The 17,866-nt window shown below is 64.1% G+C and carries 19 protein-coding genes; 4 read left to right on the top strand and 15 right to left on the bottom strand.

What is annotated here, in order from left to right:
• The 14 genes from ACIU1A_RS22295 to ACIU1A_RS22230 all read right to left on the bottom strand — a co-directional run bounded on the left by ACIU1A_RS22295 (nt 1) and on the right by ACIU1A_RS22230 (nt 14,015).
• Nucleotides 1-798: an ABC transporter ATP-binding protein gene (locus tag ACIU1A_RS22295; RefSeq protein ID WP_404925301.1), complete on the bottom strand. Its 798-nt coding sequence runs from the start codon at nt 796-798 to the stop codon at nt 1-3.
• 10 nt (nt 799-808) lie between these two features.
• Nucleotides 809-1,699, bottom strand: coding sequence for a nitrate ABC transporter permease (ntrB, locus tag ACIU1A_RS22290; protein WP_404925300.1), 891 nt, complete (start codon nt 1,697-1,699; stop codon nt 809-811).
• 80 nt (nt 1,700-1,779) lie between these two features.
• Nucleotides 1,780-3,096, bottom strand: coding sequence for a CmpA/NrtA family ABC transporter substrate-binding protein (locus ACIU1A_RS22285; RefSeq protein ID WP_404927995.1), 1,317 nt, complete (start codon nt 3,094-3,096; stop codon nt 1,780-1,782).
• A gap of 335 nt (nt 3,097-3,431) precedes the next feature.
• Nucleotides 3,432-4,658: a CmpA/NrtA family ABC transporter substrate-binding protein gene (locus ACIU1A_RS22280; RefSeq protein ID WP_181168328.1), complete on the bottom strand. Its 1,227-nt coding sequence runs from the start codon at nt 4,656-4,658 to the stop codon at nt 3,432-3,434.
• A gap of 2 nt (nt 4,659-4,660) precedes the next feature.
• Nucleotides 4,661-5,263, bottom strand: coding sequence for an ANTAR domain-containing response regulator (locus ACIU1A_RS22275; protein ID WP_140513606.1), 603 nt, complete (start codon nt 5,261-5,263; stop codon nt 4,661-4,663).
• A 125-nt stretch (nt 5,264-5,388) separates the two neighbouring features.
• Complete coding sequence (locus ACIU1A_RS22270) at nt 5,389-5,721, bottom strand: hypothetical protein (protein WP_404925299.1); 333 nt, start codon at nt 5,719-5,721, stop codon at nt 5,389-5,391.
• Between the two features lie 112 nt (nt 5,722-5,833).
• Nucleotides 5,834-6,634: an endonuclease/exonuclease/phosphatase family protein gene (locus ACIU1A_RS22265; RefSeq protein ID WP_140513604.1), complete on the bottom strand. Its 801-nt coding sequence runs from the start codon at nt 6,632-6,634 to the stop codon at nt 5,834-5,836.
• Nucleotides 6,635-6,741: 107 nt separating this feature from the next.
• Entirely contained in the window at nt 6,742-8,205 is a 1,464-nt protein-coding gene (locus ACIU1A_RS22260) for a phospholipase D-like domain-containing protein (RefSeq protein ID WP_404925298.1), read from the bottom strand.
• 124 nt (nt 8,206-8,329) lie between these two features.
• A complete protein-coding gene (locus ACIU1A_RS22255; RefSeq protein ID WP_404925297.1) occupies nt 8,330-9,355 on the bottom strand; it encodes an ABC transporter ATP-binding protein in 1,026 nt (341 codons plus the stop codon).
• Between the two features lie 9 nt (nt 9,356-9,364).
• Nucleotides 9,365-10,207, bottom strand: coding sequence for a carbohydrate ABC transporter permease (locus ACIU1A_RS22250; RefSeq protein ID WP_140556658.1), 843 nt, complete (start codon nt 10,205-10,207; stop codon nt 9,365-9,367).
• Nucleotides 10,204-11,124 (bottom strand): carbohydrate ABC transporter permease, encoded by a 921-nt coding sequence (locus ACIU1A_RS22245; protein ID WP_140496454.1) that lies wholly within the window; start codon nt 11,122-11,124, stop codon nt 10,204-10,206. The genes ACIU1A_RS22250 and ACIU1A_RS22245 overlap by 4 nt, the downstream gene beginning before the upstream one ends.
• Before the next feature lie 23 nt (nt 11,125-11,147).
• Nucleotides 11,148-12,392, bottom strand: a complete 1,245-nt coding sequence (locus ACIU1A_RS22240; protein WP_404925296.1) for an ABC transporter substrate-binding protein — start codon at nt 12,390-12,392, stop codon at nt 11,148-11,150.
• A gap of 79 nt (nt 12,393-12,471) precedes the next feature.
• Nucleotides 12,472-13,260: an SDR family NAD(P)-dependent oxidoreductase gene (locus ACIU1A_RS22235; RefSeq protein WP_404925295.1), complete on the bottom strand. Its 789-nt coding sequence runs from the start codon at nt 13,258-13,260 to the stop codon at nt 12,472-12,474.
• Nucleotides 13,257-14,015 (bottom strand): FadR/GntR family transcriptional regulator, encoded by a 759-nt coding sequence (locus ACIU1A_RS22230; protein WP_140496166.1) that lies wholly within the window; start codon nt 14,013-14,015, stop codon nt 13,257-13,259. The genes ACIU1A_RS22235 and ACIU1A_RS22230 overlap by 4 nt, the downstream gene beginning before the upstream one ends.
• A 133-nt stretch (nt 14,016-14,148) precedes the next feature.
• Between ACIU1A_RS22230 and ACIU1A_RS22225 the strand changes: the two genes are divergently transcribed.
• From ACIU1A_RS22225 to ACIU1A_RS22210, 4 genes are all read left to right on the top strand, one after another.
• Entirely contained in the window at nt 14,149-15,288 is a 1,140-nt protein-coding gene (locus tag ACIU1A_RS22225; RefSeq protein ID WP_404925294.1) for a mandelate racemase/muconate lactonizing enzyme family protein, read from the top strand.
• A gap of 52 nt (nt 15,289-15,340) precedes the next feature.
• Nucleotides 15,341-16,207 (top strand): DUF6772 family protein, encoded by an 867-nt coding sequence (locus tag ACIU1A_RS22220; RefSeq protein ID WP_140522704.1) that lies wholly within the window; start codon nt 15,341-15,343, stop codon nt 16,205-16,207.
• Complete coding sequence (locus tag ACIU1A_RS22215; RefSeq protein ID WP_140496164.1) at nt 16,207-16,542, top strand: hypothetical protein; 336 nt, start codon at nt 16,207-16,209, stop codon at nt 16,540-16,542. Before ACIU1A_RS22220 ends, ACIU1A_RS22215 begins: the two co-directional genes overlap by 1 nt.
• A gap of 131 nt (nt 16,543-16,673) precedes the next feature.
• A complete protein-coding gene (locus tag ACIU1A_RS22210; protein WP_404927994.1) occupies nt 16,674-17,384 on the top strand; it encodes an SDR family NAD(P)-dependent oxidoreductase in 711 nt (236 codons plus the stop codon).
• Between the two features lie 141 nt (nt 17,385-17,525).
• Here the strand turns inward: ACIU1A_RS22210 and ACIU1A_RS22205 are convergent, their stop codons facing one another.
• Nucleotides 17,526-17,828 (bottom strand): DUF982 domain-containing protein, encoded by a 303-nt coding sequence (locus ACIU1A_RS22205; RefSeq protein ID WP_404925293.1) that lies wholly within the window; start codon nt 17,826-17,828, stop codon nt 17,526-17,528.
• Between the last annotated feature and the right edge of the window lie 38 nt (nt 17,829-17,866).

Raw genomic sequence — 17,866 nt, 5'->3', positions numbered from 1 at the left:
TTACTCCGCGGCTTCGACGAAGCGGTGGCGTTCGTAGAGGAATTTCAGCACTGCCTCGCGGCAGCGCAGGAAGGTGCGGTCGGAAGAGAGCTCGATGCGCCTACGCGGCCGCGCCAGCGGCACGGGAAGCACCTCGCCGATGGTCGCCGCCGGGCCGTTGGTCATCATAACGATGCGGTCGGAGAGCAGCACCGCCTCGTCGACATCATGGGTGATCATGATCGTCGTCGAGCCCAGTCTGGCGTGGATGTCCATCACCGCGTCCTGAAGGTGAGCGCGGGTCAGCGCGTCGAGCGCGCCGAACGGCTCGTCGAGCAGCAGGATCTTCGGCTCCATGGCGAGCGCGCGCGCAATGCCGACGCGCTGCTTCATGCCCCCAGAGATCTCGGCGGGCCGCTTGTCCCTGGCGTGCGCCATCTGCACGAGGTCGAGATTGCGCATAATCCAGTCATGCCGCTCGGCCTTGCTCTTCGAACGGCCGAAGACTTTCGACACCGCCAGGTTGATGTTCTCGTAGACGGTGAGCCAAGGCAGCAGCGAGTGGTTCTGGAACACCACGGCGCGTTCGGGACCGGGGCTGTCGACCTCCTTGTCCTCGAGCAGCACGGCGCCGGCGGACACTGTGGTCAGGCCGGCGATCAGGTTCAGCAAGGTTGACTTGCCGCAACCGGAATGGCCGATGATGGAGACGAATTCGCCCTTATCGATGGTCAGCCTGATGTCTCTCAGGACCTCGCTGATCTGGCCGCCGCGGGCGAAGGATTTGTCGATATGGTCGAGCTTCAGATAGGCGTGCATCAGCGTCCCCTCACTTTGCCGTTGTGCCGCGGGTGACGAAGGCGCCGACCGCCGCGACCATGCGGTCGAGGCAGAAGCCGGTGACGCCGATATAGGCGAGCGCGACGATGATGTCGGGCAGCCGCGACGAGTTCCAAGCGTCCCAGATGAAGAAGCCGATGCCGACGCCGCCGGTCAGCATTTCGGCGGCGACGATGGCGAGCCAGGACAGGCCGATGCCGATTCTCAGGCCGGTAAAGATGTAGGGCGCGGCCGCCGGCACCATGATCTTGACGAAGAATTCGAACTGGTTGAGCCGCAGGATGCGCGCGACGTTGCGATAGTCCTGCGGGATGTTGCGAACGCCCACGGCGGTGTTGATGATGATCGGCCAGATGGAGGTGATGAAGATGACGAACAGCGCCGATGGGCTGGAATCGCGGAACGCCGCCAGTGAGAGCGGCAGCCAGGCCAACGGCGGCACGGTGCGCAGGATCTGGAACACAGGATCGAGGCCGCGCATGGCCCAGATCGACTGGCCGACCAGCGCGCCGAGCGCGACGCCGACGATCGCCGCCAGGCCAAAGCCGATGGCGACGCGCTGCAGCGAGATCAGCACCCGCCAGGCGAGCCCGATGTCCTGCGGGCCGTTGTCGAAGAACGGATGCGCGATCAGGTCGTAGGCCTCGTTCCACACCTGGCTGGGCGGCGGCAGGCTCGATGTGGGCGACGAGCAGGCGGTCTGCCAGACGACCAGCATGAGCGCGATGACGATGGCCGGCGGCACCAGCGTGCTGGCCAGCCTGCCGACGATCGCGAGCGGATCGAAGCGCCGCCGCGCGTTGGTGGTGAAGGTGATGATTTCGGCCGACTTGGCGGGGAACGCCTTCACCTTGCTGTCCTCGATAGTCTGGATCGACATGTCTGGGAAAAACTCCTTGGGCGGGTCTTGGTGAGCGACAACCGCGCTCCGCGCCATTGCACTGGAGGCGGCCTTAGCGCCTACGCCGCGACCTTGATCTTCAGGCTGTCGAGATAGGCGGACGGATTGGCCGGATCGAAGACCTTGCCGTCGAAGAAGGTCTCGACGCCGCGCGAGGAGGACGCCGGAATGTCGGCGGCCGCCACGCCGAGGTCCTTGGCCGCCTCGCGCCACAGATCCTCGCGGTTGACCTGGTCGACCAGCGCCTTGATGTCGGTGGTCGGCGCGAACTTGCCCCAGCGTATGTTCTCGGCAAGGAACCAGGAATCATGGCTCTTGAACGGGTACGAGACGCCGCCCTTCCAGAATTTCATGTAGAGATCGGTGCCGGTGGCGACACGACCGTTGCCGTAATTGATGTCGCCCTTGAGGCGGCCGATGATGTCGGCGGCAGGCACGTTCATCCATTGCCGCTTGCCGATGATGGCGGCCATCTCATCCTTGTTTTCCGCGGCCTCACACCATTGCTGGGCTTCCATGACCGCCATCAGGATCGCCTTGGTGGCATTCGGATATTTGTCGATGAATTCGGCGCGCAGGCCGAGCGCCTTTTCGGGATGCCCCTTCCACAATTCGCCCGTGGTGGCGGCGGTGAAGCCGACGCCCTGATGGACGAGCTGCTCGTTCCACGGCTCGCCGACGCAGAACACGTCCATGTTGCCGACCTTCATGTTGGCCACCATCTGCGGCGGCGGCACGACGATGGTCGAGACGTCCTTGTCGGGATCGATGCCGCCGGCGGCAAGCCAGTAGCGCAGCCATAGATCATGCGTGCCGCCCGGGAAGGTCATGGCGGCCTTGACCTCCTTGCCGGCAGCCTTCTTGGCGGCGAAGGCCTCCTTCAGCTTCGACGCGTCGAGGCCGACGCCGGTGACGGCATATTCCTGCGCGACCGAAATGCCTTGGCAGTCGTAGTTGAGCCGCGCCACGATCGCCATCGGCAGCGGCTGGTTGTTCTGCGTCACCTTGCCGGTGTGCATCAGATAGGGCATGGGCGTCAGGATATGGGCGCCATCGATGCCGTTGGCGGCACCGCCGAGCATCAGATTGTCGCGCGTCGCGCCCCAGGAAGCCTGCTTGAGCACTTCGACATCGGGCATGCCGAATTTGGCGAACAGGCCCTTTTCCTTGGCGACCATCAGCGGCGCGGCATCGGTCAGCGCGATGAAGCCGAGCTTGGCGCCGGTGACTTCGGGAGCGGAGGTGGCGGCATAGGCGCCGGAGGGGAAGAGCTTGCGGGCGGCCACGAACAAGCCTGCCGTCATGGCGCTGCTGATCAGGAAATCGCGGCGCGTCACATCACCGAGCGATGTACCGGTGCCGAGCCATTTCTTCATCGTCTTCTTCATCATCGTCTCCGGTTGAACGGGAAAACAAAAAAGCCGCCGGCCAGGTCTTCGCGTCCGGGAATCCGGATCGCGTCTTGACCTGAGCGGCAGCTTTGCCTGTGGGCGCCCGCCATTGGACGCCTGTTCCGTGACCCGCTAAGGGTCCGGTTATTTCAATGCAGGAACCGTGCCAGTCTCGCCTTAGAAAGGAATTTCGAATGAATTCAGCTGAATAGCCGATTCACGGGCAGATCCGGCCACCAGGTGACAAGGCCAAACATTGGTCAGCTACGCGATCAGTCCGCATAAATTTTGTGCAATGCACAAGAATGGCGCGGAAATGATCACCCTGGCCGCTGCGCCCCGATATAAGCGTCGATCTGGTCCGGATCGAAGATGCGGCCGTCGAAGAAACCGTCGGGGCCGAGCACCAGGCTTGCCCCGGCCGAGCCGACGGGCGTTGCGATCTTCAACGCCCCCTCGACCTTGGCATTGGCGCCCGGCAGCGCTACGCCGAGCGGCTTCAGCGCCGCCCGATAGAGGTCGGGCCGGTAGCAGTCGCGGGCGACGGCGAGGTTTTCAGGCGTGTGCGCGATATCGCCCCAGCGCACCATCTGGGTGTAGAACCACAGCGCATGGCTCTTCCAGGGAAAGTTCGCCGCCTTGTCGAACGGAACGAAGAAGTCCTCGACGTTCCGCTCGGCGGCGCTGCCGAGGCGGAGATGTCCGGTCAGGACCGGCATCTGGATCTCGGTGGACTGGCCAAGGAAGCCGGGCTGCGCCATCAATGCCGCCAGTTCGCCTCGATTGGCCGGGTCCTGGCACCAGCGGGCGGAGTGGTGCAATGCCCTGAGCAGCGCCGCCAGCGCCTCCGGCTGCGCTTCGGCCCAAGCCTTGCGCGCGCCGATTACCTTTTCGGGGCTGTTGCGCCACAGCAGCGCCTTGACGGTGACGATATGGCCGGTGCCGGCCGAGACGGAGGCGCTGTTCCAGGGCTCGCCGACGCAATAGCCGTCGATGCGGCCGGCGGCCAGCGCGTCGGCCATGAAGGGCGGCGGCACGATGACGATCTCGATCTCACCGTCGGGGTCGATGCCGCAGGCGGCGAGCCAATAGCGCAGTTCGTAATTGTGCCCGGAATGCGGATGCACGACGGCAAAGCGCAGCGGGTCGCGGCCGGCCGCCGCGCGTTCGCGGATAAACGCGCCGAGCGCCGCGCCGGCGCGGGCCGGATCGAGATCCGATACGGCGCCATGCGCCGCCATGCCTTCCCAGACGGCGTTGGAGATGGTGACGCAATTGCCGCCGAGGCCGAGCGAAAAGGGCACGATCGTCTCGGATGCCAGCGGCGTGAGCCCGAGGTTGCAGGCGAGCGGCATCGGCCCAAGCATATGGGCAAGGTCGAAATGGCCTATGGCGATGCGGTCCCGGATGTTGGCCCAGGAGGTCTCGCGGTGGAGGACGAGATCGACGCCTTCGCGCGCGGCAAAGCCCATTTCGCCGGCCGCGACCAGCACGGCGCTGTCGAACAGGGGCATGAAGCCGGCGGTGATCTGATGCGCAGCTGTCATGCTCATTCATCCTCCAGCGGCCCGAGCAGCCCGGCTGTCGTCACCAGGCTATGGGCGATGTCGCTGATCTTGCGGTTCTGGTTCATCGCCGTCTTGCGCAGCAGCGTGTAGGCCGCGTCTTCGCTCAGACCCCGCGATTTCATCAATATCCCCTTGGCGCGGTCGATGACCTTGCGGTTCTCGAGTTCGCTGCGCGCTTCCTCCAGTTCGCGTGCCATGCGCGAAAAGGCGTTGAAGCGGCTGACGGCCATGTCGAGGATCGGTTTCACGCGTTCCTGCCTGAGGCCATCGACGACATAGGCGGACACGCCGGCATCGACCGCGGCCTCGATAGAGGCCTGGTCGGAACGGTCGACGAACATGGCGATCGGGCGCTTCACCGCGCGCGACAGCTGGAACATGTTCTCCAGCATGTCGCGGTTGGGGTTTTCGAGGTCGATGACAATCACGTCGGGTTGGATCTCGGCGATGCGGCGCGCAATGCCCGCCACGTCATGGACGACGGTCACCCGCTGATGGCCGGCCTCGCGCAGTCCCGCCTCGATGATCGAGGCGCGGATACGGTTTTCGTCGATCACCAGGACGGCTAGGGAGGATAGGACCATGCCCCGCATTGTGGGCAAGGTCGCGGAATTGTGCAATGCGGCATAACCGGTGCAGCGGAAGGGGCGTGGCCGCAGCTTACCGCATTGCAATCAGGCCACGCAGATGCACTTCAGCGATCCTCGGGTCAGGTGCAGACACGAACCTCTTCGATCATCCTGTGATGGTGGCGCCAGTGTTTCACCAACTCGATGTGGCAGCGGTGGTGACGATGGTAGCGGCGGTATTCGCGGTCGCTGTAACGAACATCGCTGTCCTCGTCGTCGTTATAGCGATTGTCGATATAACGCTGGCGATCGTGATGGCGGCGCACGACGACCTCGCCATTGTCATAGTCGTCGTCGGGCGAATACTGGGGCTCGTCGCCGGACTGGATGGTGACGCTCGCGGCCTGCGTCGGCGCAATGACGGAAGCCGAAGCGGCCAACGCCATCATCGAGGCCAGGAAAAAGCTTCTCATGTCTCGTCCTCCTGTTGTCCAAGCCATATCAACTCGCAAAAGGAGCCGCCGTTCCGATACCGCCCTACACGCTTTCCAACGCGGTCGACATCAAGGCGTTATCGGCGCGTGGCTACAGGCGGACAAAGGCGGTCAGCGGCAGATGGTCGGAGGCGACCCGCGACAACGGCGTGTCATGCGCTTCGACGGCCGCGATCATTCCGTGCCGGTTGGCCATGATGCGGTCGAGCGCCAGCAGGGGCAGGTTCGAGGGGAAGGTGGGAACAGCCGGAGGCAACGGTCCAAACGTCAGATGCAGCGTGTTCAGCGCGGAGCGGTTTCCGAGGCGCCATTCGTTGAGGTCGCCGAGCAGCAGCGTCGGCTTCTCGTCGGGGCTGTTCATGATATCCAGGACGACCTGTGCCTGCTGCGACCGCGAACGGCGCAGCAGGCCCAAATGCGCCGCGATGACGCGCAGGGACTGGCTTCCGTCGAGGTCGATTTCCGCCACCAGAGCGCCACGCGGTTCCAGCCCGGGAAGCCTGATCTGATGCACGTCGCGCACGACGCCCTTTTTGAATAGCAAGACGTTGCCGTGCCAGCCATGGCCCTTGCCGGTCGCCGAAATCGGTACCGGCACCAGGCCGGTTTCCAGTTCGAGCCGGGACAGGTCGAGAAGTCCGGTCCGATCGCCGAAACGATTGTCCGCTTCCTGCAGGGCGATGACATCCGGGTCGATCTCGCGGATGACGCGGCTGGTGCGGTCGGGATCGAACTTGCGGTCGACGCCGATGCATTTGTGGACATTGTAGGAGGCGACCAGCGTTCCGGTGGCGTCCGCCTTGTTCGTCGACGTGGCATTGGCCTTCCGCATCCGCTTGTCGCGAATGGACAAAAGCATGCTTGCCGGCAGGCTGCGCCCGTTCACCCGCATCGTTTGCCCGCCATTCCTGCTGCTTGCACCATGCACCTCAAAAAATAGAACCTTTCGGCATCTGTTCCATCATCGATTTCAAGCTATCTGGCAAACACGTCCTTTTGTTAAAGATAGGGCGAGCCCAGCCACAGGATGCGATCGAACAGACGGATGACGAATGGCCGCGCCCGCAATGCTTCCAGTGTGACAGGGACGGCCGTCTCGATCGCCGCCGCGATCCGCTTTTCGACCTCGCTGGCGAAGCCGGCGTCGAGTACCTCCAGGTCGATCTCGAAATTGAGCCGTAGCGACCTGGCGTCCAGGTTGGAAGACCCGACATAGGCCCATGCGCCATCGATCGAAAGCAGCTTCGAATGGTCGAAAGGTCCTTCCGTGCGCCAGACGCGGCAATAGTGCTTCAGAACCTGGTCGAATTGCGCCGTCATCGCACGGTCGACAAGGAAAAGATTGTTCACCGCCGGCACCACGATATCGATTTCGACACCGCGTCTTGCCGCGGTCGTCAGGGCGCTGATCAGTTCGCGGTCCGGCAGGAAATAGGGCGACATGAGGCGGATCGATTTGCGCGCGACGGAGAAGGCGCCGATCAGCAGCTTGTGATTGGTCTCGACGCTGGCGTCCGGGCCGGACGCAACGGCCCGCACCAACATGGGCGTGGCGGGCGCCGGCGACAGCGGGGCAATTCGCCAGGCATCGCCCTTCAGCGCCTCGTTGCTGGCGAAGCGCCAATCTTCGGCGGCAACCGAAAAGAGGTCGGCTACCACTGGACCGGTCACGCGAAAATGCGTGTCCCTGGAACTGTTGGAACCGGCAAACTCGGCGGAAAAACCCTTGCGAATGTTCATGCCGCCGGTAAAGGCAACCGTGCCGTCGACCACCAGGATTTTCCGGTGGGTCCTCAGATTGGCATAGGGCAGGTGCAGGCCCATGACGATGTTGCCGTTGAAGAGCCCGGCGGTGATGTCGGCGCCGCGCAGGTGGCCCAATATGCTGGGCACGGAATAGCGGGCGCCTACGGCGTCGATCAACACACGCACGCTGACGCCGCGGCGGACCGCCCGGGCAAGGGATTTCACGAAGAGCAGGCCGACTGGGTCATTGTCGAAAATATAGGTTTCGAGCAGGACGCTGCGTTCGGCGCCGTCGATGGCCGCACACATCGCGGTGTAGGCTTCGTCGCCTGTTTCCAGGACCGTGATGGCGTTTCCCGGATGAAGCGCGCGCCGCGCGACCCTGTCGCCCAGCGTCCTGAGGCCGATGAAGCGCGGCCCGTATCGTTCGATGATCAGGGCCTCCTCGGCGGCAATGTCGCGGTCGTGCCTGGCGGACGCCAGATCGCCGGCAAGCGAGCGCTGTGCGCTGATCGAGGCGCGACGGATGCGGTTGATGCCGGCCACGGCATAGATCAGCACCCCCAGGATCGGCGACAGCACCATCACGCCGACCCAGCCGGTGGCGGCCCGGACGTCCTCCTTGGTCATGACGGCATGGGCAATGCCAACGCTCGCGATCACCACCGAGATGATCGCCAGGATTTGAGGCCAGTGAGTCGCCAGGCTCTGCAGCATGGCCGGAACTATCCAGCGAGCGGATACAGAAGGCAATGCGGCCGGTCATTCGCCGCGTTCCCATGCTTCCGCGGGTTATCGCGTCCGCACGCCGGCTACGCGCTGGCGGCCATTCATGATCGCGTCAGACCGCGCGCCCTTCGCCGTCGAAGAAATGCAGGTGCGCGGGGGCTGCGTTCAGGCCGATCTCGGCGCCAATCTCGGGCGCCGTCCCCTGATTGTGGATGACAAGGCATGTCTGGCCCGCGTTCAATTCCACGTGGATGAGCGTGACGGCGCCAGTGTATTCGGCAAGCTTTACCTTACCGCGCAGCGTGGCGGACGAGGGGTGGGCCAGCGACAGGTGCTCGGGCCGAACGCCGACCGAGACGGCCGTCGCGGGCACGGACGCCCCGTGGGTGATTGGCCGTCCATCGGCGAGCGGCAGGATGTTCATCTTCGGGCTGCCGATGAACTGGGCGACGAAAATGGTTCGGGGGCTGTCGTAGAGCTCGCGCGGCGAGCCGACCTGTTCGATCCTTCCGTCGCGCAACACCACGATCTTGTCGGCAAGCGTCATGGCCTCGATCTGATCGTGGGTCACGTAGATCATCGTCGTCGACAGGCGCTGGTGGAGCGCGGCGATCTCGGAGCGCATGTGCACACGCAGTTCGGCGTCGAGGTTCGAAAGCGGTTCGTCGAAAAGGAAGACGTCGGGATTGGCGACGATGGCGCGGCCGATGGCCACGCGCTGGCGCTGCCCGCCCGACAGCTGACGCGGGAAACGGTCGAGCAACGGCTCGAGCTTCAGCGTCGCGGCGGCCTCCGAGACGCGCCGGGCTCGCTCGCCGGCCGGCACTTTGCGGACCTTGAGGCCGAAGCCCATATTGTCGCGGACGGTCAGGTGAGGGTAGAGCGCGTAGGACTGGAACACCATGGCCACGCCGCGCCTGGCCGCCGGAACCTCATTGACCAGACGGCCGCCAATGTGGAGTTCGCCCTCGCTGAGATGCTCGAGGCCGGAGATCAGCCGCAAGAGCGTCGACTTCCCGCATCCCGACGGGCCGACGAAGACCACGAACTCGCCATCCTCGATCTCGAGATCGACGCCACGGATGACCTCGACCGTTCCGAACCGCTTGCGGATGTCCTTGAGCAGAAGCTTTGTCATGACTCCCCCTTATCCCTTGACGCCGGAGAGGGCGAAGCTCTCGATGATCTGGCGCTGGGCGATCAGATAGATGATGAGGATGGGAACCACGGCCAGGCTGGTCGCCGCCAATTGCAGATTCCACAAGGGCAGGCCGTAGCTGTCGTTGAAGTTGGACAGCGCCAGCGGAAGCGTGAATTTTTCGAGCGAACTGAGGAAGATCAGCGGCTCGAGGAAGAGGTTCCACGAATGCAGGAAGGTGATGATCGCAACCGCGGCGAGCGCCGGCCGCGCCATGGGCAGGGCGATCTTCAACCAGACGCCGAACCGCGACAGGCCATCCATCTTGCCGGCTTCTTCGAGTTCCCTGGGCAGCGCGAGGAAGAACTGACGCATCAGGAAGGTCGCCACCACGCCCTGCGGGCCGAAGACCGGCAGAAGGATGAGCGGCCAGTGCGTGTCGATCAGGCCCATGGCGCGGATCAGGAAGAAGTTAGGGATGATGGTGACCTCTTCCGGCACCATCAGCGCCATCACCAGGAACAGCATCAACAGCCCGGCGCCGGCAAAGCGGATGCGCGCCAGCGCGTAGCCCGCGAGCGAGGCGATGGACAGGGTCAGCACCGTCACCGTCGCGGCGATGTAGAGCGAGTTTAAATACTGCCGCGCGAAGGGCTGATAGGTGAACACTTCCGCGAAGTTCTCGAAGCGCCAGACGCGGGGAATCAAGGTCGGCGCGCCGAAGATTTCGGTGGTGCTCTTGAAGCCGCCGGAAATCATCCACAGGAACGGGAACACGAAGGGCACGGCCAAAAGTAGCAGCGCCATGGTCCAGCAGATGCGATAGAGAATCTCGGTCCGGCGCTGGGTCACTCCATCTCCTTCCGCCGCAACATCACCTGCACGAGGGTGAGCGCCATCACGATGACGAACATGATCAGGGCCAGCGCGGCCGCGTAGCCGACGTTGAAGAATTTGAAGCCTTGCTGATAGATGTAGAAGGCCAGCACCAGGGTGCCGTTTTCCGGGCCGCCGCCGGTCATCTGGTAGATGTGGTCGAACACCTTGAACGAGCCGATCGTCGTCAGAACCATGATGACCAGCGTCGTCGGCGCGAGCAGCGGCCAGGTGATCATGCGAAAGACCTGCCAGCGCGAGGCGCCTTCCAGCGCCGCTGCCTCCTCGTAGTCGCGCGGTATCGATTGGAGCGCGGCGATGTAGAGGATCATGTTGAGGCCGACCATCTTGATGACTCGGGTGACGATGACGGCCGCCATCGCCCAGTTGGGCTCGCGCAACCAATTCGGGCCATCGATGCCGATCCAGGCGAGCATCTGGTTCACGGCGCCGCCTTCGCCCTGCAGCATGAATTTCCAGACGATGGCCCAGGCGATTGCCGATGTGACCACCGGCGCGAAGAAGACCGTGCGAAAGAAGACGACACCGAAGAACGGCCGCGAAAGCGCCAGCGCGAGGGAGAGCGCCAGCGCCATGTTCAGGGGAACGAGCCCCAGCGCGAAGATCACGGAATTGCGCACGACATGCCAGAAGTCGGGGTTCTCCAGCAGCGCATTCTGGAAATTGCGAAGCCCGACGAAGGTCGCCTGCTGGCTGAGCAGGTTCCACTCGGTCGTCGAATAATAGAAGATGGCGACCAGCGGCCCAAGGAAGAAGACCAGGAAGCCGATCAAGGTCGGGCTGACGAACAGCCATGCCTCCAGCATCTCCCTGGCCTTCAAGCTCAGCCACGGCGCGCTGGCAGGGCGCGCCGCATTGTCCCGGGATGCCATGCCGGCCATGAACCGAAATCCTGTCAGAGCAATGGCTGAATGGCGGCGCAGACGCCCTTCAGCGCCTCTTCGACATTGGCGTCGGCCCGCCACAGCGCGTCGACGCGCGGCGCCATCGCGGCGAATATCTGCGGCACATGCTCATGCGAAGGGTGAACGCGGCCGTTGACGATCGCTGCGGCGACGCTTTTCATCTGCTCGGGCGGGATCAGCTTGTTGGAGTTGACGAAGGCGTCGCTCTCCAGGACGCTCTTGCGGGCCGGCGGAAAGAACTGGGCCATGACAGCCACATTGTCCTTGCTGGTCATGTCGGCCACCAGTTGCGCGGCAAGCTCCTTGTTCTTGCCGGACGCAAAGACTGTCAGCGCGGCCTGGCCGATGACCGGAGCTTCGCCGGCGGGTCCCGAAGGCAAGGGGGCGATGCCCCATTTGAAGCCTGCCTCGGGCATCTTCGAGGCTCGCGAGATCTGATTCACGGTCATCGCCGAATTGCCGGAGAAGTAGTCGCCCTGCTCTCCCGGCGGCACGATCGACCTGTCCTTGAACACCATATCATGGAGCTGCTTGATGGCAGCCACCGCTTCAGGCTTGTCGAGGCCGCACTGGCCGTCGGCCCACAGATCGCCGCCGTAAGCGCGCACGGGCGGCAGCAAGGCGTGCGTCATACGCGATGCGTAACCTTCGCCATCCTTGAATTCGAAGCCCCATTTGCCGGGATTGGCCTCGGTGATCTTCTTGGCGACCTCCTGGAATTTCTGCATGTTCCACTCGCCCTTCGCGGCGAGCTGGTTGGGATCTTCGACACCTGCTTTGTCGAACATGTCCTTGTTGTAGTAGATCAGGAAAGGCGAGGTGGAGAAGGGCACGCCGTAGACCTTGCCGTCCTTCTGCCAGAGCGCCATGGCGGGCTGGGAGAAATCGTCGAAATTGTATCCCTCGGTCGCCTTGAGCGTCGGGCCGATGTCCATCAGCAGCCCGGCGTTCTCGAAGGCGGGTGCGGCATCCTCCATCATCCAGGCGATGTCGGGGGCGTTGCCCCCGGCGATCTGGAAAGTGAGCTTCTGCGTGTAGTCGGCGACCGGAACGGTCTCGAATTTCACCGTGACGCCCGGATGCTTGGCTATGAAGCCCTGGGCGATGCCGTTCAGCATCTTAAGGTGGGCCTCGCTGCCCGTCCACACGGTCACTCGGAGTTCCTGGGCCAGCGAGTGCGCCGACAGGGCGCACAGCGCCAAGGTCGACAGTGCAAGTTTGATTGCGGTCTTCATGGTTTCCTCCCGAAACGCCGATGGTCCAATCAACAACTGCGGGCGAGCAACGAACGGGCCGGCAGGCGGCGGCGACTTGTCATGCTGTTGTCCCCGGCAGCGCGCCGGGCGCGTCGCCGATCGTCCAGCCGCCGTCGACGGGCAGGTCAGCCCCGGTGACGTAGCGGGCGGCGTCGCTGCACAGAAAAACGAAGGCGCCGACGAGGTCGTCGGCCTGGCCGTGGCGGCCGGCGGGAATCTTCGCCGCGACCGCTTGGCGGAAGGCTGCGTCCCGGTAGCGCTCGGCGGTTGCCTCCGTCTCGATCGCGCCGGGCGATACCACATTCATGGTGACGCCATGCGGCGCAACCTCGCGTGCCATGGCGCGCACCGCCGTAAGTTGCGCCGCCTTCAGCGAAGCATAGACGATCGTTTCCGCCCGCGGACGCCTCGCCATCACGCTGCCGGTCGCGACCACGCGTCCCCATCCGCGCTTGGCCATGGCGGGAACGAGCCGCGTGGCCAGGGTAAGCAGGGCCGTGAAGTTTGCCGCCACATGGGCCTGGATATGCGCTTCGTCGATCTCGCTCCATGCACGGCGCCGCTCGATCGCGCCGTTCGAGACGAGGATGTCGATGGGCCCGGCGCCGGCGGCTTCATCGGTAAAGGCCGACATTGACTTGCTATCGGTGAAATCGGCCTCGAGAACCGCGATGCCCGGGCCGATAGCGGCAGCTGTTTCGCGCGCGCCGGCGGCGTCACCGAAGTGATGCAGCGCGACGCTGGCGCCATGCTGCGCCAGGGCGATCGCAACCGCGCGCCCGATGCCGGAGCTGGCGCCGGTCACCAGCGCCCGCCGTCCGGCAAGGGAAAAACGGTCCTTGCTCACGGCGACGGCTCCCCGAGCTTGCCGGCCACCTCGAACGAGGCGATGTCGGCCGCGTCGAAATGCTCGTGAATGCGCCGGTCCGCGAGATCGGTGTCGCCCGCCATGATCGCGTCGTAGATCGCCTGGTGCCGTTCGACGGTCGCCCGCCAATCCGTTTCCGTGCGGTTGGAGCGCTGGGAGAACAGTTCAGAAACCTCGCGTTGGACAGACCGCATCCCTTCCATCTGAATACGGATCATGGAGTTGCCCGTGGCCGTCGCGAGGCCGAGGTGGAACAGAATGTCGGCTTGCGTGAAATCGCCGGGCCTGCCGATGCCGGCGTGCATGTCGAGCACGGCCTGGCGCATCATTTCCAAGCCGCGCGGATCGCGGCGCTCGGCGGCCAGCCTGGCTATGCCAACCTCGATGACGCGGCGCATCTCGTTGGCTTCCTGAAGCCGCGTCAGGCTCGAACGGACCGCATAGGCGTAGATGCGCTCCATCGGCTCGCCGCTGAGTGCCTTGGCGCGGGCAACTTTTCCTTGCTGCGTCGAAACGAGGCCGGCGCTGGTCAACTGGCGCAGCGCCTCGCGTGCGATGGGCTTGGAGACGCCGAATTCCCGGGCGATCTCGCCTTCCGGCGGCAGCGCTTCGCCAGGCGCGATGCGTCCGTCGAACAACGCCGCGGCGATCGCATCCGAGACGCCGTCCGCGAGGCGGGAAGGGCTCGCGAGTTTCGCGGAGAAAATCGGCTTGCGTGCTTCGTCCAGGGGCATTCGGAATCCTTTCCGAGCTCACTAGCACGGTTTTCCCGAACATAGCAACTAAGTTTTTTGGTTGCTAAGTTTACAAGTGAAAGCTATGAAGGCGGTGCGAGAGGACCAAGGGAGAAATCTGGAGCCGATGCACGTGAGCGATCCAATCGCGGCGGGGCCGCTGAAGATTGCCGAGGTGATTGCCCATCCCCTCAGCCAGACATTGCCCCGGCCCACGGTCACGTCCTGGGGCGTCTATGAAAAGGTCTCGCTGGTCCTGGTCGAAGTGCGCACGAGCGAGGGCATTGTCGGCGTAGGCGAAACCCTGGCGCGGTTCTCGCCCAAGGCTTATGTCGAGCTGATCGAAAGCTCGCTCAAGCCGCGCCTGCTCGGCCAGGACGCGCGCAACATCGGCGCCCTATGGCAGTCCATGCGCCGCGCGCTTTCGGGCAGGGCGGGCGGCGTGCTGATCGAGGCCATCGCCGGCGTGGACATCGCGCTATGGGATATATTGGGCAAGGCGACCGGGCAGCCGATCGAGAAGCTTCTCGGCGGTGTCGGACGCGACCGCATCGACGTCTATGCCGCCGCGGTCAACTGGGTCGACGACGATGCCGCCGACGCTGAACTCGATCGTTATCTCGGCGAGGGCTTTACGCGCATCAAGGTTAAGATGGCGCGGCCCGTGCGCGAAGCCTGCAAACGGATCGAGCGCATCCGCAAGCGCGCCGGCGATGCGATCGGGCTCTGCGTCGATGCGAACTGGGCCTACAATCTGGACGAGGCTGTCGAGGTAGGTCGTGCGCTTTCGGCAAACGGCTATTTCTGGTTCGAGGAGCCGCTGGAACCGGAAAACGAGCAGGGCTACGAGGAACTGCGCCGGCGCTGCGACGTGCCGCTGGCCGCGGGCGAGAGCAATTTCACGTTGGACCAGGCGCAGCGCCTGATCGCCAACCGGACGCTGTCCGTGCTGCAGCCCGACGTGGCGCGCGCGGGCGGCATCTCCGAGACGCGTCGCATGGCCGACTACGCCGCGGCGCATGATGTCCGCTACGCGCCGCATATCGGCATGTCGGGCATCGTCTGCGAGACCGCAAGCGTCCATCTGGCAGCCGCGATGCCGAATTTCGGCGTCATGGAGTGCGAGTGCGACGCCAGCCCGTTCAAGACTAGTCTGGCCGATCTCGCGCCCGGTTGCGTCAGGCAGAAGAACGGCACGCTGGACGTCCCGCAGAAACCGGGGCTCGGCATAGAGATCGACTGGGACGCCGTCAAGAAACTGAAAGCCGGATGAGGCCGAGATGAAGAACCAGGTTCCAAACCAGGGCGCTGACCTCGCCGAGGCGATGCGGCTGGCGTTGTTGCGCGCGGACCCCGCGCTCAGCCGCTTCGACCCGCTGCCGCGGATATTGTCGTTCGACGATTTCGCGCGCGGCCATTGCGGCTGGTCGCAGCTTGTCGGCAACTATGAGGACGATCTGGACACCATGCTGCCGGGCTACGCGCAACATACCAGCGCCATGCTGTCGACGCTCGCGCACTGGGACGCCGGCTCACACGGGGGGATGGATTCATCCTATGCGTTGAAGGTTGCGACACGTCCCGCGCCGGGAGCCCGCAACGTCGCCATCAAACGCCACACATTCAGGAAGCGCGGACCGATCCGCTTCGAAATGTATTTCACCTTCAAGCCCGAAGCCAATGCGCTGAAGCTGTCCGAAACCGATGTGCGCTCCGTCGGCTTCCTGTTCGACCTGCAGGGCGGAGACCAGGATGGCAACAGCGATCGGGTCATGCCGCATCTGCGCTTTTTGAACGCGCTCGACGGCCAGCACTTGCAAAAATGGCAATACAAGCGCGAGACCGAGAAGATCATCCCGATCGGCAGCGACGACAAGACGATCAGCCACTATCACCTGTCGCCGGAGGGATGGCTCGACCTTCCCGGCGGATCGCAGCGCCTGTGCTACAACGAGATCCCCACCAAGGTGAACTGGACTTATCTGTGCTTCGATTTCGATCTGGAATCGATGACGGCGCTCGGGCTGCGCTGCAACGATCGCAGCTTCGATCTCTCGGGATTCGATTCGATCCGCATTCCGGCGATGAAGAACCTGTGGTGCATGCTCAATTTCGGCCTCTTCGCTGAAACCGACGTTGCCAAACGGGCCTTCCTCTATGTCGATTCCATCTGCATTTCCGGAGACTTCTGATGCTGCCCGAGAACATCACCGCGGTCGTCTCGCGCAACGAGCGCTGGCGCGGCGAGGCCGCCAGCGAGCCTTACGAGGCAGGATGGGCGCGCGAGGCGATCTTCTTCGTGCGCGCGTTGAAGCAACCTGTCGGCCCTGCGGCAACGGCGTGGATCGAGATCTCGCCGGATGGAATGCACTGGCTGCGCGAAGGCACCGAGTTTGTCATGCCGGCCGAGCGCGACGGCATGGCAATGGCGCGGCTTAGCCATTTTGGCAACTGGCTGCGCGTCGCGGCGCGTTTCGACAGCGGCGCGGAGTGCAGCGTGCTCGTGACACTGCACCTGAAGGCCTGAACACGCCTCGCCAACCTTGCCGCTGGCCAACCCTTACTGTTCACGGAGACATCATGATGGGCCCCTATGCGACGTTTGCCCAGGACAGTTTTGCTGGCAAGACCGTGCTGGTGACCGGTGCCGCGAGCGGCATGGGTTTCGAGACCGCCCGTGCCTTTCTTTCCAAGGGCGCCGAGGTCGTGATGTGTGACCGCGATACCGAGGGGTTGGCGAAGCGCCATGACGAATTGAGCGGAACGGCCGGGACACCACCGCACAAGGTGGTGGCCGACATGGGTGACCCCGACAGCATCGGGCGCATGTTCGACTATTGCGACGCCAGGCTGGCGCGGCTCGACAACGTCGTGACCTGCGCGGCGATCATCACCGCCAAGAGAATCGCGGAGCAGGATTGGGCGCACTGGCAGCGCGTCCTCGGCGTCAATCTGCTGGGCACCTTCTTCACCGTCCAGGGGGCGGTGCAGCGCATGCAAGGCAATGCCGGCGGGGGGAATATCGTCTGCGTGGCCTCCGACGCCGGTGTGCATGGCGGCGGCGGGCTCATCGCCGACACAGCCTATGCAGCATCCAAGGCCGGCACGCTGTCGCTGGTGAAGTCGGTTGCGCGCGAACTGGCGGGAAAGAAGGTGCGCATCAACGCCCTCAATCCGGGGCCGACCGATTCGCCGATGCATTCCCATATCGACCAGGCTCTCAAGGACCGCATCGCGGCCAATTTGCCGATGCGCCGCATGGGCCGGCCCGACGACATGGCCGCCGCGATCCTATTCCTTTGCTCGGACGCCGCGAGCTTCGTCTATGGCGCGGCGCTCGACGTTGATGGCGGCTCGATGTTCCGCTGACCGGCACCGCCAAGCATGGTGACCGGCGTTAGCACCGGTCACCGCGCCCTGCCGGCGGCACGACCTACGGAATTAGGCGCTCTCCATGACTTTGCTCGGAACCTGACATACTTGAAACCGAAGGTTCGGCGAACGTTCTCCTCAGGCGGAAATGCCGCCTCTGCCCGTCTTGATCCCCGCCATCCAGGGTATGGAGGTCGAGACGTCTTCAAGGATCCTGGCCGAGCGCGCAAAGCCGGCAAAAGCATCGCGTGCCAGCGAGGCTGGGACATGGCCGTCATAGGCGCGTTGACACGCGCGCAGGGCGGTTTCGAAAATCGGGCCTCTGCGGTTCCGGGGCCAATTCTGCAGAAACTCGAATGCATCTTCGAGGCACGCTACTTCCTCGATCATGAAATCCCCGTTCTTCACCAGAACAGGCTGCTCGAACTTTTTGTCATTCATGAACTTCCTCCATTGGCTGGATGCTTTTGAGGGGTTGG

Source organism: Mesorhizobium maamorense, from assembly GCF_044998965.1.
Lineage (GTDB): Bacteria > Pseudomonadota > Alphaproteobacteria > Rhizobiales > Rhizobiaceae > Mesorhizobium.
Note: the sequence above shows the minus strand (reverse complement) of the source record. Positions and strands in the feature narration are given on the sequence as shown.

Coding starts and splice junctions, on each gene's coding strand:
- ACIU1A_RS22295 (WP_404925301.1), bottom strand. CDS start 798: ATGCACGCCTATCTGAAGCTCGACCATATCGACAAATCCTTCGCCCGC.
- ntrB (WP_404925300.1), bottom strand. CDS start 1,699: ATGTCGATCCAGACTATCGAGGACAGCAAGGTGAAGGCGTTCCCCGCC.
- ACIU1A_RS22285 (WP_404927995.1), bottom strand. CDS start 3,096: ATGAAGAAATGGCTCGGCACCGGTACATCGCTCGGTGATGTGACGCGC.
- ACIU1A_RS22280 (WP_181168328.1), bottom strand. CDS start 4,658: ATGACAGCTGCGCATCAGATCACCGCCGGCTTCATGCCCCTGTTCGAC.
- ACIU1A_RS22275 (WP_140513606.1), bottom strand. CDS start 5,263: ATGGTCCTATCCTCCCTAGCCGTCCTGGTGATCGACGAAAACCGTATC.
- ACIU1A_RS22270 (WP_404925299.1), bottom strand. CDS start 5,721: ATGAGAAGCTTTTTCCTGGCCTCGATGATGGCGTTGGCCGCTTCGGCT.
- ACIU1A_RS22265 (WP_140513604.1), bottom strand. CDS start 6,634: ATGCGGGTGAACGGGCGCAGCCTGCCGGCAAGCATGCTTTTGTCCATT.
- ACIU1A_RS22260 (WP_404925298.1), bottom strand. CDS start 8,205: ATGCTGCAGAGCCTGGCGACTCACTGGCCTCAAATCCTGGCGATCATC.
- ACIU1A_RS22255 (WP_404925297.1), bottom strand. CDS start 9,355: ATGACAAAGCTTCTGCTCAAGGACATCCGCAAGCGGTTCGGAACGGTC.
- ACIU1A_RS22245 (WP_140496454.1), bottom strand. CDS start 11,124: ATGGCATCCCGGGACAATGCGGCGCGCCCTGCCAGCGCGCCGTGGCTG.
- ACIU1A_RS22240 (WP_404925296.1), bottom strand. CDS start 12,392: ATGAAGACCGCAATCAAACTTGCACTGTCGACCTTGGCGCTGTGCGCC.
- ACIU1A_RS22230 (WP_140496166.1), bottom strand. CDS start 14,015: ATGCCCCTGGACGAAGCACGCAAGCCGATTTTCTCCGCGAAACTCGCG.
- ACIU1A_RS22220 (WP_140522704.1), top strand. CDS start 15,341: ATGCGGCTGGCGTTGTTGCGCGCGGACCCCGCGCTCAGCCGCTTCGAC.
- ACIU1A_RS22215 (WP_140496164.1), top strand. CDS start 16,207: ATGCTGCCCGAGAACATCACCGCGGTCGTCTCGCGCAACGAGCGCTGG.
- ACIU1A_RS22210 (WP_404927994.1), top strand. CDS start 16,674: ATGGGTTTCGAGACCGCCCGTGCCTTTCTTTCCAAGGGCGCCGAGGTC.
- ACIU1A_RS22205 (WP_404925293.1), bottom strand. CDS start 17,828: ATGAATGACAAAAAGTTCGAGCAGCCTGTTCTGGTGAAGAACGGGGAT.